Below are 13,291 nucleotides of genomic sequence, written 5' to 3'. Positions count from 1 at the left end.
TAGCAGAAGGCTTCCCACAATGGAAGCCTTCTGTATTTTCAGGATTCATGCATTTAATCTAACCTTATGAAATATCTATTGTTTCTGGCTATAGCCGCAACTGTTTATTCTTCATCCTACGCACAGGACTACCAACCATCTGCCGACCGTATACAGAAGACGGTGGGTTACCTGGCCTCCAACAAATTGAAAGGCCGGGGCACTAATGAAAAGGGGGGCATTAAAGCCAGTAACTATGTAGCCAAACAATTTAAACAAGCCGGATTAACACCGGGCAATGGCAGCAGCTACTTTCAGGACTTTACTTTCGATAGAAAGGAGCACAAAAACCTGCACAGCAGAAATGTGATCGGCTTCCTGGACAATGGTGCGGCTAAAACAATTATTATCGGCGCTCATTACGATCACCTGGGTACAGCAGCGTTGTATGACGGAAAATACCCTGTGGGACAGATCCACAATGGTGCTGACGACAATGCATCCGGCGTGGCAGGACTGCTGGAACTGGTCCGTTACTTTACAGGGAATGGACAGAAAGAAGCATTCAATTTCCTGTTCATTTCTTTCGGAGGAGAAGAGATGGGCTTGCAGGGCTCTAAATATTTTACAGCCAATCCTACCATCCCGCTGACGAATGTACATTTCATGCTGAACATGGACATGATCGGGAGGTACAACGAAGAACGGGGCATCGGTATAGGTGGTTATGCCACAGCACAGGAATGGCCGGCAGTATTCAAAGATGCGCAGGAACCGGGTATCCATTATTTTACCGATGGATCGGGCAAGGGCGCTTCAGATCATCATAACTTCTTTATGCACCAGGTACCAGTGATCTTCCTGCATACCGGTCCGCATGATGATTATCACAAACCTACAGATGATGTTGAGAAACTGAAAGCTAAAGAGGAAGCGCTGATCCTGAAACTGGCTGTTCAACTGATCACTAATGCGATGAAGTATCCGGCGCTGCATTATGTAGGAGAGGAGAAGAAAGACGAAGAAAAGAAATAGATCGTTTCACACCTGATATAAAATGGAAAGGCGTCCGGCTTTAAACCGGACGCCTTTTTTACTATCTGTTGGTACTTACTTACTGTGGTTTAGCTGGTTGTGCAGGATAGGCTGCTTTAGGCGTGGTAGCAGGAGCTGGTTTGTCCTTATTGGCCTCCTTCTGCTTCTCCTTTTCTCTTTCTCTGGCTGCCTTATCTGCTTCTGCTTCGGCCTCGTTTACATCCATTATATAATCGCTGGCCTCTCCATTACCCTGGTCCTCTGCTTCTGCAGGTGGTTTATAGTTCTGCTCAAAATTCTGGTAGAATTCACTGTTGATAGATTGAGGGATGGCAAAGGTAGCCTTGTCATCTATTTTCAGCGTTTTATCTGCATATAATTTCTGGAAGAAATAAGCCCATATCGGAAGACCGGTGTTCGCACCCTGACCATTGGTGGTGGTGCTGAAATGGAGGAAGTTGTTTTCACAACCTACCCAGGCGCCTGCCAGCAGCTGCGGAGTAAAGCCCAGGAACCAGCCATCGGTATTATCGTTGGTGGTACCGGTCTTACCTGCTACTTCACTCTGGATACCATAACGGAAACGCAGACGCGCAGATGTACCACCCGGACCGGTTACACCCTGCATCATTTTCACCATGGTATAAGACTCATTCTCGCTGATCACTTCACGTTTTTCAGGAGCGGTTGTCTGCAGGATGTTGCCATTCCTGTCTTCTATACGGGTGATGTAAATTGGTTTGGTAATGATACCACGGGCCGGAAACATCGTATAGGCCTGCAGCATTTCATACAGCGAAATTTCCGGGGTACCCAGCGAAATGGATGGATAAGGCGGAATTTCAGCACTGAAACCGATCTTGTTTTTCGCAAAGTCAGCAACTGCCTGTGGACCTAACTGTTTGATCAGGTAAGCAGACACCAGGTTCAGTGACTTGGCCAGTGCTCCTGCCATGGAAATGCTACCACCCACACTACCTTCTGAGTTGCGGCTCAGTGTCCAGTTATATTTAGGGAATGATATCGGCTCGTTCGGCAGCATTGTGCTGGGCGACATGCCATTCATAATGGCAAAGCAATACAGGAACGGTTTAAATGTAGAACCTACTTGTCTGCGGGTTTTGGCTACGTGATCGTTTTTGAAATAACGGAAGTCAGGACCGCCTACCCATGCCTTTACTTCACCGCTTTCAGGGTCCATCGCCATAAAGCCTGCCTGTAAGATAGCTCTCATGTATTTGATGGAGTCTATCGGCGTCATGATCGTATCCAGCTCATTCAGCTCAGGCTCGGTAAAGCTTTTCCAGGCAAACACTTTCATTTTTACCGGCGTATTGAATGCTTTTTTGATCTGTTCGTCAGTAGCCTCTTCATCTTTCATAGCCTTGTAACGGTCAGACTCCTTCATATAGCGGTCGATGTATGACTGCCAGTTCTTCCACACACTGCCCGATTTAATATTAGACTGCGCTGCAAATACTTTCTGCAGATCTTTCAGGTGATGGGCTACCGCCTCCTCCGCATACAGCTGCATACGTGGGTTGATGGTAGTATAGATCTTAAGACCATCGCGGTACAGGTTATATTCAGAACCGTCGGCCTTTTTATGTTTTTTACACCAGTCTTTCAGTTCGTCACGCAGTACTTCCCTGAAATAAGGCGCCAGTCCCTTGTTGTGGTCTATCTTATTGTAACGCAGTACGATAGGCTTACTTTTAGCTGCATTTGCTTCCGCTTCTGAAATGAAATCATTCTTCTGCATCAGCTCTATTACCGTATTACGACGGTCTAAGGCGGCCTTCGGATTACGGCGTGGATTATACAGATTGGTACCCTTCAGCATAGCCACCAGGGTCGCTGCTTCTTCAATGGACAGGTGACCTGCATCTTTACTGAAGAAGGTGCGCGCGCCGTTTTCAATACCATATACGTTATCGCCGAAAGGTACTGTATTGAGATAAAGGGTAATGATCTCCTGTTTGGTGAAGTTACGCTCCAGGCGTACGGCTATCAGCCATTCCTGCATCTTCTGGAAGCCTCTCTTTATAAGGTTGGAGGCACGTTGTGTACCGGTATTATCGGCCTGCAGGTTCAATGCCAGCTGTTGTGTGATAGTACTGGACCCCCTTTTCTTGCCGACTGCCAGGTAGAAGGGGATGGCAATCGTTGCATAAGGGTCTATTCCTGAGTGCTCATAAAACCTGACGTCTTCTGTAGCAATCAGGGCATTGATCACATTTTTGGAAATTTCGTTGTAGTCAGAGCTCGACCTGTCTACCTGATAATATTTACCCAGGATGGTACCATCTTCGGCAATTACTTCAGATGCAAGGGCAGCCCTTGGGTTTTCCAGGGTCTCCATGGATGGCATAGAGCCAATAATGCGGAAATTCACCAGCAGGATCAATAACAGGAAAAACCCAGTTATCGATAAAACTGTAATCCACAATATTTTAACCGATTTTTTCATACTTGCTTTAAATATTTGATTTGCGTGGCCAGCATCGCGCTCATTGGTTTTACTCAAGATATAGCAATTTACGGGCCTTATTACGCCGTGCTTACAACAGCGGGCAAAACTATTAAAAAAAACGGGTTGATGTCCCTCAAATATTGTTAAAAGACTGATTGATGAACCCCAATGAATTAATATGTTTTTCTATCTTACTGTTTGTTACTGAGTAACGTAGTTGTCGTCAAAGAATTTTTTATACCCGTTAATGTCCTTGGTACTGTTCATCTGGATAAAGTTGTCCCTGGAAATGATGAACATGGAATAATCTGACGGGCGGATGCGTGGAATGATCTTTTCGGCATCGATCCTGATCTCATCAAAATAGTCCAGCGCCTTGTCTTCGTTCGGGAAAAGCCTGAAAATGAGCATCACTTCCTCTGGTGTCAGCACAAAATTGGCTACCTGTATACTCTCGCCGGCATGTTTGGCCGCATTGTACCTGGTAAATTGCGTCAGTGCCTCATCCATAATGGCTTTTGATACCCGCTTGAAGGAGAGCACCACAAAGTGTGGGTTTTCCGCATTCAGCTTATAAATGGTGATAGGTTTCAACGGTGCCGGCAACGGTGCTACTTTCAGGCCGGCATTGGCTGCCAGTTTGATAGAGTCGGCCACTGCGGTCTGGATCTTTACAGAATCAAATTTGGTGTCAAACTTTGGTTCCGGCGTCTGCCATGGGTAGCGGATGGAAATATTCTCGTCTACCACTTTATTATCCCTGCCTTTCTCAATTTCCAGCCTGGAGAGGTATACCACCAGTGCGGCCCTGTTATCCAGTGCTTCGAGCAGTGATTTTGCCTTCTCCTGTACCCCGTCATCCTGTTTATATTTGTTAATGACATTCACAACTGCCTGACGTCCATACTCACAGGTGTCCATTTTCATGATGATCATGGCTTCCAGGAGGTCAAATTTGGGCTGCATGAAATTGAGACCATAGGTGGAGTCGGCTGCCTTTTTCAAAGCCATTGCCTCCTCAAGGTTGCCCCGGCTGTAGTTTACATAAACAGAGTCGTAAGCGGTGGAGATCTCTTTTTTCTTTTCCTGGTTAATATCCTGCAGGGAGCCGTATTTGATAATGCTGGCAAACTTGGAATCCCCGAACTGCGTCATTACGTTCTGTTTGTATTTCGCAGCCTGGGCAGTATGTCCCAGTTTAGTGTGCCAGATGTACAGGGAGTAAACTACTTCCGTTTTATGCGGATGCTGTGGATACCTGTTCAGCAGGGTATCGTAAGTTTCGATGGCCAGCTCGGTGTTGTCCAGTTGGTCGTTATAGAGTTTGCCCAGGTCATAATAAGCGTCCTCAATGATCACGTTAGATTTCAAAAGATCATCGGGGGTAAGCGGAAGTCCCGCAGCCAGGGCTCTGGCTGTGGCGCTGTCTGAAGTTGCCTTGGTGGCATCTGTAGTAGCTGTGGTATTGCCGCTTTCATCTTCCGGCTGCAAAGGCTGATTGGCAGCGGCTGCACCTGACTGGCTTCTGCGCCAGTTGTCGGCCAGCGGTCTGTTACCCCAGCGTTTTTTGAATTCGGAAAATCCGGAAGATTTGCTGGCATTGTTGTAGAAATACCATTCGCCCTGGTCGTCCTTTTTAGGAGTAGCAGGACTATTATTCATATTGTTGTTCAACGGATTGTTGTTGGCCATAGCCATTGGGTCAATACCATTGTCGCCGTCTTCTTTCTGTTTTTTTGCTTTTTCTTCTGCCTCTTTACGCATGGTAGCGGCCATTTTCTCCAGGAAGATATTCCTGTCAGACTCCGGCATAGCGGCGATCCGTTGTAAACTGTCTTCCTTTTGAATGGCTTCGACGCGGATGACAACGTCGTTAAGCACGCGTTTACGCTTGTTGACAATGGCAGAATCTACAAATTCAGGTGGCATGACAGTAGCGGTACTGTCGTAGAAATTTCTGGCGAGACGGTATTGGCGCTGTCCGTAGTAAATGTCGGCTATCGCCTTGAAAGACAGGGCTCTCTGCATGGTATTGGCGCTTTCCACCTTCAGCGACTGGCGCAGGTATTCCAGGGCCAGGTCGGGATCTTTGGGCAGAACGATATTGGCCATATTATAGTAGATGGCGTCGCGGAACTCGATGTATTTCTCCCTACGGGCCATTCTTTTCAAACGGGCAAGGCTTTCGTCGAAAGAACCGCCTTCCCTGGTAGCATCCAGTTTAGCGATCTGCATACGGGCCTGGAAGTCCATCATCGGGTCAGGCTTCTGTTTGATCACTTTATGGAACATCATCACGGCGGAGTCCGGGCGGCTATAATTGGTATACAGCTGTCCCAGTATATAGTACATACGTGCCCGCTCGTCGCGGTTTCCCTTGCTTTTAACGGCTATCTGCAGTGGAACGATCGCCTCAGCGAAACGCTCCTGTTTATACAGGGCATAGGCTCTCACCTCGGCCAGGTCGCCCGTCAGCCTTTTGGGAAAGTAGGGGTCCTGTTCCACGATGTTCATCAGGGACCGGGCCTGATCGAACTCCTTCATTTCCAGCAGGGTTTTAGCCTGCCACACAAAGGCGTCATTACGGGCATAAGTATGCTTAAAATAGCCGAATGGCGGCTTGCGTTTCTCGCGGGAAGCGATGCTGAGCTGGTCTTTTTGGCTGGAGCCTACAACAGCTTTGTACTCATCTTTCTTTTTAGGTGCGAATTTGGTGTTGATGAACTGAAATGTACGGCTGGCCTTGTCCCATTCACCCTGGTAGAAGTAGGCCTGACCGATCACAAGGTAACTGTCATCAATCCATTTACTGCGCGGGTCGCGGATCTGTATATTGATAGAAGCCTTTTCTATAACGGTATCCAGGTCGCCGGCGCTCAGACCGAGGTTCTGGAGACTGTACGGATAGAAGGGCAGCAGATAGTTATAGTTGTCCTGCCCCTGACGGCTCACATTATGGGTAATAAGGCGGAGTTTCTTCCGGGCATTGTATAAATAATTGTACCTGGCCAGCATATTCTGCACCAGTTTCCGTTTAATGGTCCATCTTTTTTCTGCCAGTAATTCTGAGGGTGGGCGCCGGTCTTCCACACGTGGTTGTGCTACTTTTGGTACAAGCGGTTTTTGCATGGTGCGCTGAGGCATCCTGTTGCTGCTGCTCTTGGACTTACTAGTAACCGTGGTATCCCGTCGCTGGGCGTGGACCCTGTTTACATTCATACAACACAAGAACAAACTTACTAAACAGGTATATGATAGATATATGCGAACTAATCTGTAATAATTCATGGATGCCAGGGTGTGTATAGGCTTACCTATATAACTTATATGTCAGAAAATTATTTTTAAAGATAGGATAATTTTTTTGAGGGTATAAAAGTGGGCAGCTGGAATAAAAATGGCCTCCCCCTAATTTTTTAAATACGAAATAATATAAATGTTTAACTTTAGCCGGTTGATAATCAGAAAAATTATTCAAGTTTTATAGCGGCTATGGCTAATAAGCGTGATAGGAAAGGCAGAAATGTGGGGCGGATAGGGAACAGGTACCGCCTGGTGATTATGAATGACAATACCTATGAAGAGGTAACCTCGTTCAAATTATCCCGTATGAGTGTATATATTGCTTTGAGCACTTTATTTGTGCTGTTGGTAACGATCACCGTTGCCACTGTGGTATTCACTCCACTACGGTATTACATTCCGGGGTACGGTGACCTAAAACAGCGGAGGGAGTTCATTCGTCTGAAAATGCGTACAGATTCCCTGGAATCTGCCATCAATGCACGCGACAAATACCTGGAAAACATTAAACAGGTCATCAATGGAGATTTTTCTACCAGTAAACTGGATACAACCACTATTAAAGTTCCTAAGGTAGATAACAGCACTTACTAGGGCTGAGCAGGGGACACAACCATTATATAAGAGTAAAAAAAATATACTGTCAGCAGATACGCAAAGGGTCCGAATCACCGTTATGGGGGTAAATGTGGATAACTTCTTAAAAGAAGTGATTGTCAATATGTAATAATATGTTAATAAATAATACTATCTTACATCACTAAAAAGCTGAAAAACCTAGAATCCTATGTTTAGCAACAACAATCGTAATGCCAGAAGCGAGAGCAAATCAGTAATGCCTACTTCCAACGTGAACATTATTGGCAGTGGAACCTCCATCCAGGGAGACATCGTGTGCGAAGGCGACATTCGCATTGACGGACAGGTGAATGGCCTGGTATCAACAAAAGCTAAAATTGTAGTAGGTCCTGAAGGGGAGATTATCGGTGATCTGGTATGTCAGAGTGCTGACATCCTGGGTAAAGTAACTGGTATTGTCAAAGTTGAAGATCTGCTTTTCCTGAAAGGCAATGCCCTGGTAAAAGGAGATCTGTACACAGCCCATTTTGAAATGGAGCCAACCGCAAAATTCAACGGTCGTTGCTACATGGAGCCTGAAGAGGTGGCAGCTGCAAACTCAAACCTGAAAGAAAAGAATGGAAGACCCGTTCTCACAGAAGAAACCACGGAAGAAGCCTGATAACAGGCTGCTTTTAAAGTACACCGGGCTGGCTTTCCAGATGATGGCCACATTAGGCGTAGCGGTATTTGCTGGTTATAAAATAGACCAGCGGACAGGATGGTCATTCCCCTTCTTTCTGATCATTTTGTCTTTATTAGCTTTAGTCTTAATTTTGCGCCAAATTATCAAAGATACCAGCAGGAATGAGTGACAGGTTTTACTTTAGAGTTATTGGCGTTTTCATCATTTTGAACGGCGCTTTATTATTATTAAAAGCCTGGTTGTTGGACAATGGAGCCCATCATAATGTGCTGCTCTTCGGCAACCTGGCTTTAGCTACAATCTCCGGCATCACCTACAACATGAGCCGCAAAGGGGTACAATCCGACAACAACAGCATCTTTATGCTAAGGGTATACGGCTCCATGATCAGCAGAATGATGTTATGTCTGGCCGGCATCACTATCTATGCCGTAGCAAACAGGGCAAATACCAGCAGAATCACTATTTTTATATTGATGTTCTTCTACATCGTATACGCTGTATGCGAGAACATAAGTCTGCAAAAAATTACCAGAAAGAAAAATTAAAGATCCGTGAAGCAGGAGGCTCCTTTAAATGCATTAGCTGCATACCTGCCCGAAGGAACCTTCGAGCAGGTAATGGCCTACCTCACAGAGTACAAGGTCCACCTGACAGTGACCCGTGAACGGGCAAGCATCCTGGGCGACTACCGGCATCCCGACCGCAGGGGAGGACACCGGATCAGCATCAATGGAAATCTTAACAAGTATGCTTTTCTGATCACGTTGCTGCACGAAATCTCACATCTGACCACCTACATGCAGTATGCCAATACGGTAGCCTCGCATGGGAAGGAGTGGAAACAGCATTTTTCAGGTATACTGAAACAGTTTGTAGGAAAAGGTTATCTTCCATCAGATGTGGAAATGGCGGTGCGGCAAAGTATTCAGAACCCGGCAGCCAGCTCCTGCGCGGACGACGATCTTATGCGTGTGCTGAAACGCTATGACAGGCAAAAGGAAAATCATTTCCTGGTAGAACAACTTGCTCCCGATCAGTTGTTCCGCACAAAAGATGGACGTGTCTTCCGCCGGGGAGAGCGTATACGTAAGCGTTACAGATGTGAAGAGGTAGCGACAAAACGGATGTACCTGTTTAGCCCTGTCTACGAGGTCGAACTTGTTGCAGCCTGAGTAGTCATCCATTAACCGCTCTCAGGTCATTGTTGTAAAAGAGGACGCATCAGCGTCAGATGCATGATTGCCGTTTTGCCCTGGCCAACTTCAGTTAAGCGTATTTTCCTCCATTTCTCGTGGTACGTTTGTAATGGCGGAATTTATGACTGATTCTCCCTTATCCTTCCACAGGTATAAATCTTTTGAGATCGGTGTTAAGTCCACCTCTTCTTCGTCGCTTGTTCGATGCTTGTTCGATGCTTCTTCGTCGCTTGTTCGATGCTTGTTCGTCCCTTGTTCGATGTTTTTTCGTCCTCTGGTCGTCCATTATTTGGCCGGTCCTTCCAAAGTTTCTTCTCTGCTTGTTCTCTGCGTCTTCTCTGCTTGTTCTCTCCTTGTTCTCTCAGATCATTTCCAGGTTGTTCAGTAAGAAATACGCTTTATGCAGACGCACACCAGACAGATATCATAGACTTAAACACTTTATGTGGGATATTTCAGCACTTGTTGAAATGAAAAGGTGAGGTGATTGTATACAGGGAATTGCCCGGTGTATACTTCCACCTCACCTAAAATCCTAATAAGACAGGGATTGTCAGGAATTTACGGCCGGCTGCCCTATCATCATTCGCTTATTATGTTCCCTTTCCCTCTTCTCTATCGTTTCCTTCCGGAAGATAATATACGCATGCTCATGGGCTTCGAGCAGGTCATCATACGGTCCGCGGGGAGATATCAGCTTCACAAATACCGGGGCTGTTTCTATGGTAATAAACAGCAGTATAATGAACCAGTTTGCCCAACGGACGGGTACACTACGGTCGGTCAGGTGGCCCAGTGCATCCAGCCGGGACGCCAGTCCATCAATACTGGTCCGGTTCAGTCCTCCCACAGTGGCTTTCTGGGTGGAATCAATGGACGCCAGTTCCTGCCTCTTTTGCGCAATAAGGGCGCCGTTCTGGTCTGTGATCCGCTTTAGCATAGCTGCTGCAGTGTCGGCATCCGCTTTTTTCGCCTTGTAGATGGGGCCCAGATTTTGCCTGCGTGAGCCGCCTGTTCCATCTGCCTCCTGCTGAGCGATGATCTGGAGGGTGTCAAGTTTGGAAGCCTGCAACTGGATAGCCGCATTCAGCTGTGCGATCTCAGTGTTCAACACATTGATCCTTTGCTGGAAGCGGTCCTTTACTTTGTCTTCCTGTGTCTTGAACACCTGCTGCTCCATAACGATCAGTTCCTGGTTGATCTCCTTTTCGAACACTTTCAGTTCCAGTGGTTTGGAGATAACAATGGCGATCAGGATAGCCAGTATAAGCCGTGGTAGTGCCATACCGAACTCGCTCCAGAAATTTTTACGTTTCTTCATACCAGACACGATATAACGGTCCAGGTTAAAGATCATCAAACCCCAGATAAGGCCGAACACGATTGCACCCCAGGGAGAACTGAATACTGTCCAAAGGGCATACCCACCGGAAAACGCAGCCAGTAACCCGGTAAAGAAGATAGTAGCGCCAATGCCGCCATATTTATTGGTTTCTGATGGTGCCCGTTTCAGCATAGGCACATGGGCCCCTGAGCAGAACAGGAAAAAGTCGCGGAAGCGCTTCATGATAATTGTTCAATTTGGTATATATAATAAAAAAGACACCCGCAGGACGCAGGTATATAGTAAGGATGGATAATGAAGGTACGATTTTTCGCTGGCTGTGAACCTATTAAGTGATCAAAAGCTGCAAAAATGTGATAGAAATATACAAAGTGGGTGAACATTTCAAATTCCTGGGGAAGGGCGCAGATAAATCAACCCACAGACGGGCTGCGTCTATATAGACCCGGCGCCCACCGGGGGACGCATAAAAAAATCCCCGGACACCAGTCCAGGGATTCATTTTTCTATTTTCTAGTCAATCACTACTTAATGTCATTAAGCGGTAACCGCTTTGTTTACCAGTGCAGCAGCTTCGCTGAGCAGGATAGCTGATTGTACGGTCAGGCCGCTTTCTTCGATCAGTTTCTTAGCTTCTTCAGCGTTGGTACCCTGCAGACGTACAATGATCGGAACGGAAATGTTGCCGATAGATTTGTAAGCATCGATAACACCCTGTGCAACACGGTCGCAACGAACGATACCACCGAAGATGTTGATCAGGATCGCTTTTACCTTAGGATCTTTCAGGATGATGCGGAAACCTGCTTCTACGGTCTGTGCGTTGGCAGTACCACCTACATCCAGGAAGTTAGCCGGCTCACCACCGCTCAGTTTAATCATATCCATGGTAGCCATTGCCAGACCGGCGCCGTTTACCATACAACCTACGTTACCATCCAGCTTAACGTAGTTCAGGTTGTATTTGCCTGCTTCTACTTCGGTTGGATCTTCTTCGGAGATGTCACGGAGTGCTTCCAGGTCAGGGTGACGCATCAGCGCGTTGTCATCCAGGTTCAGTTTACAGTCAACAGCGATGATCTTATCGTCGCTGGTTTTGAACAGTGGGTTAATTTCCAGCATGCCGGCATCCAGACCTACGTATGCATTATACAGGTTGGTTACGAATTTCACCATGTTTTTGAACGCCTCACCGCTCAGGCCGAAGTTGAACGCTATTTTCCTGGCCTGGAATGGCTGCAGGGTAGTGTTCGGCTGTACCCACTCCTTGAAGATCTTCTCAGGAGTTTTGTGCGCTACTTCTTCGATGTCCATACCACCCTCTGTAGAGTACATGATCACGTTCTGACCTTTTGCACGGTCCAGCAGGATGGACAGGTATAATTCTTTTATGGGGTTAGGGCCAGGGTAGTACACATCCTGTGCTACCAGCACCTTGTTCACTAATTTTCCGGCCTCACCGGTCTGGATGGTTACCAGTACACCGCCAAGGATATTGCCGGCAATGGTTTTCACATCTTCGGCATTTTTACCAACTGCAACACCTCTCTGCTCTTTACCACGGATGGTACCTTTACCACGTCCACCGGCATGGATCTGCGCCTTTACCACAGCAAACTCATTACCATATTGCACTTTTAATTGCTTATAAGCTTCTGCCGCCGCTTCAGGGGTATCTACCGGAATCCCTTCCTGTACCGGTACATTATATTTCTTCAACAGTTCTTTAGCCTGGTATTCATGTAAGTTCATCTGAGAAAAATTTGCCGCTAAAATAGGTCATTATGATTTAAATATAAAACCGTAGTGTTTTGTGAATTAAAAATAACTTTGCGGCAACCTGTTTTAAAGACATTAATATAATGAGTGATCTCTTGCAACAAATAGCTGCTGCCGCCGATTATATCAGAAAATCATGGTCCGGCACCCCGGAAGTGGGCATCATACTGGGCAGCGGGTTAGGTAACCTGGCCAGCGATATTACCGACAGTACGGAAATCCCCTATGAAAATATCCCTCATTTCCCCTCTTCATCTGTGGAAGGCCATAAAGGCCGCCTGATACTGGGAAAAATGAACGGCCGTCCGGTAATAGCTATGGCAGGCAGATTTCACTATTATGAGGGCCTGTCTATGCAGCAGGTTACCTTCCCGGTAAGGGTAATGAAGGCGCTTGGTGTTCATACATTGCTGATTTCCAACGCAGCCGGTGGTATGAACAAGGCATTTAATGTGGGCGACCTGATGATCATCCGGGACCATATCAACCTGCAGCCGGAACACCCGCTGCGCGGCCCCAACAACAATACACTGGGCCCCCGTTTTCCGGATATGAGTGAACCCTACTCAAAAGCGCTGATCACCAAAGCGAAAGAAATTGCACAGGCTAATAGCATCGCTGTACATACAGGCGTATATGTGGGCGTTCAGGGACCTACCTTCGAAACCAGGGCAGAATATATGTACATGCATATTATCGGTGGAGATGCTGTTGGGATGAGTACTGTACCCGAGGTAATAGTGGCCATCCACAGCGGACTGAAAGTATTTGCGATGAGTGTTATTACTGATATCGGCATCCGGGAAGAGGACAATGTGATTACACATGAAGAGGTACTGGAAGCTGCCAATGCCGCCGAACCGAAATTAACGCTTATTTTCAGGGAACTGATCAAGGTAATCTAAGTCAAAAGA

At 46.7% G+C, this 13,291-nt stretch carries 11 protein-coding genes; 7 read left to right on the top strand and 4 right to left on the bottom strand.

The window, feature by feature from the left end:
* Positions 1-66 precede the first annotated feature (66 nt).
* Positions 67-1,014 carry a M20/M25/M40 family metallo-hydrolase gene (locus L3C95_RS25060; protein ID WP_236391928.1) on the top strand — a complete coding sequence of 316 codons (948 nt, stop codon included), beginning with the start codon at positions 67-69 and terminating at the stop codon, positions 1,012-1,014.
* Between the two features lie 79 nt (positions 1,015-1,093).
* On the opposite strand, the gene L3C95_RS25055 is transcribed toward L3C95_RS25060, so the two are convergent.
* Complete coding sequence (locus L3C95_RS25055; RefSeq protein ID WP_236391926.1) at positions 1,094-3,484, bottom strand: penicillin-binding protein 1A; 2,391 nt, start codon at positions 3,482-3,484, stop codon at positions 1,094-1,096.
* Positions 3,485-3,688: 204 nt separating this feature from the next.
* Positions 3,689-6,616, bottom strand: a complete 2,928-nt coding sequence (locus L3C95_RS25050) for a tetratricopeptide repeat protein (RefSeq protein ID WP_236391924.1) — start codon at positions 6,614-6,616, stop codon at positions 3,689-3,691.
* A 363-nt stretch (positions 6,617-6,979) separates the two neighbouring features.
* Here L3C95_RS25050 and L3C95_RS25045 point away from each other — a divergent pair, with 363 nt between their 5' ends.
* The 5 genes from L3C95_RS25045 to L3C95_RS25030 all read left to right on the top strand — a co-directional run bounded on the left by L3C95_RS25045 (position 6,980) and on the right by L3C95_RS25030 (position 9,229).
* A complete protein-coding gene (locus L3C95_RS25045) occupies positions 6,980-7,384 on the top strand; it encodes a hypothetical protein (protein WP_149693187.1) in 405 nt (134 codons plus the stop codon).
* Positions 7,385-7,577: 193 nt separating this feature from the next.
* Positions 7,578-8,030, top strand: coding sequence for a polymer-forming cytoskeletal protein (locus tag L3C95_RS25040; RefSeq protein WP_236391922.1), 453 nt, complete (start codon positions 7,578-7,580; stop codon positions 8,028-8,030).
* Positions 7,987-8,223, top strand: coding sequence for an AtpZ/AtpI family protein (locus L3C95_RS35270; RefSeq protein WP_199652889.1), 237 nt, complete (start codon positions 7,987-7,989; stop codon positions 8,221-8,223). The genes L3C95_RS25040 and L3C95_RS35270 overlap by 44 nt, the downstream gene beginning before the upstream one ends.
* Entirely contained in the window at positions 8,216-8,602 is a 387-nt protein-coding gene (locus L3C95_RS25035) for a hypothetical protein (RefSeq protein WP_236391920.1), read from the top strand. The genes L3C95_RS35270 and L3C95_RS25035 overlap by 8 nt, the downstream gene beginning before the upstream one ends.
* 6 nt (positions 8,603-8,608) lie before the next feature.
* Entirely contained in the window at positions 8,609-9,229 is a 621-nt protein-coding gene (locus tag L3C95_RS25030; RefSeq protein WP_236391918.1) for a SprT-like domain-containing protein, read from the top strand.
* Between the two features lie 577 nt (positions 9,230-9,806).
* On the opposite strand, the gene L3C95_RS25025 is transcribed toward L3C95_RS25030, so the two are convergent.
* Complete coding sequence (locus L3C95_RS25025) at positions 9,807-10,820, bottom strand: DUF4407 domain-containing protein (RefSeq protein ID WP_236391916.1); 1,014 nt, start codon at positions 10,818-10,820, stop codon at positions 9,807-9,809.
* A gap of 315 nt (positions 10,821-11,135) precedes the next feature.
* Positions 11,136-12,350: an ADP-forming succinate--CoA ligase subunit beta gene (gene sucC, locus L3C95_RS25020; protein ID WP_236391914.1), complete on the bottom strand. Its 1,215-nt coding sequence runs from the start codon at positions 12,348-12,350 to the stop codon at positions 11,136-11,138.
* A 110-nt stretch (positions 12,351-12,460) separates the two neighbouring features.
* On the opposite strand from sucC, the gene L3C95_RS25015 reads away from it, so the two are divergent.
* Positions 12,461-13,282 carry a purine-nucleoside phosphorylase gene (locus L3C95_RS25015; protein WP_236391913.1) on the top strand — a complete coding sequence of 274 codons (822 nt, stop codon included), beginning with the start codon at positions 12,461-12,463 and terminating at the stop codon, positions 13,280-13,282.
* The last annotated feature ends 9 nt before the right edge of the window (positions 13,283-13,291 follow it).

The organism is Chitinophaga filiformis (assembly GCF_021646545.1).
Taxonomy (GTDB): domain Bacteria; phylum Bacteroidota; class Bacteroidia; order Chitinophagales; family Chitinophagaceae; genus Chitinophaga; species Chitinophaga filiformis_A.
The sequence above is the reverse complement of the archived record's forward strand: the minus strand, read 5'-3'. Positions and strand labels throughout refer to the sequence as shown.

Excerpts from the sequence above, each read along its gene's own strand:
- L3C95_RS25035 (WP_236391920.1), top strand. The coding sequence starts at position 8,216 with ATGAGTGACAGGTTTTACTTTAGAGTTATTGGCGTTTTCATCATTTTG.
- L3C95_RS25015 (WP_236391913.1), top strand. The coding sequence starts at position 12,461 with ATGAGTGATCTCTTGCAACAAATAGCTGCTGCCGCCGATTATATCAGA.
- L3C95_RS25060 (WP_236391928.1), top strand. The coding sequence starts at position 67 with ATGAAATATCTATTGTTTCTGGCTATAGCCGCAACTGTTTATTCTTCA.
- L3C95_RS25050 (WP_236391924.1), bottom strand. The coding sequence starts at position 6,616 with ATGCAAAAACCGCTTGTACCAAAAGTAGCACAACCACGTGTGGAAGAC.
- L3C95_RS25045 (WP_149693187.1), top strand. The coding sequence starts at position 6,980 with ATGGCTAATAAGCGTGATAGGAAAGGCAGAAATGTGGGGCGGATAGGG.
- L3C95_RS25055 (WP_236391926.1), bottom strand. The coding sequence starts at position 3,484 with ATGAAAAAATCGGTTAAAATATTGTGGATTACAGTTTTATCGATAACT.
- L3C95_RS35270 (WP_199652889.1), top strand. The coding sequence starts at position 7,987 with ATGGAAGACCCGTTCTCACAGAAGAAACCACGGAAGAAGCCTGATAAC.
- L3C95_RS25025 (WP_236391916.1), bottom strand. The coding sequence starts at position 10,820 with ATGAAGCGCTTCCGCGACTTTTTCCTGTTCTGCTCAGGGGCCCATGTG.
- L3C95_RS25040 (WP_236391922.1), top strand. The coding sequence starts at position 7,578 with ATGTTTAGCAACAACAATCGTAATGCCAGAAGCGAGAGCAAATCAGTA.
- sucC (WP_236391914.1), bottom strand. The coding sequence starts at position 12,350 with ATGAACTTACATGAATACCAGGCTAAAGAACTGTTGAAGAAATATAAT.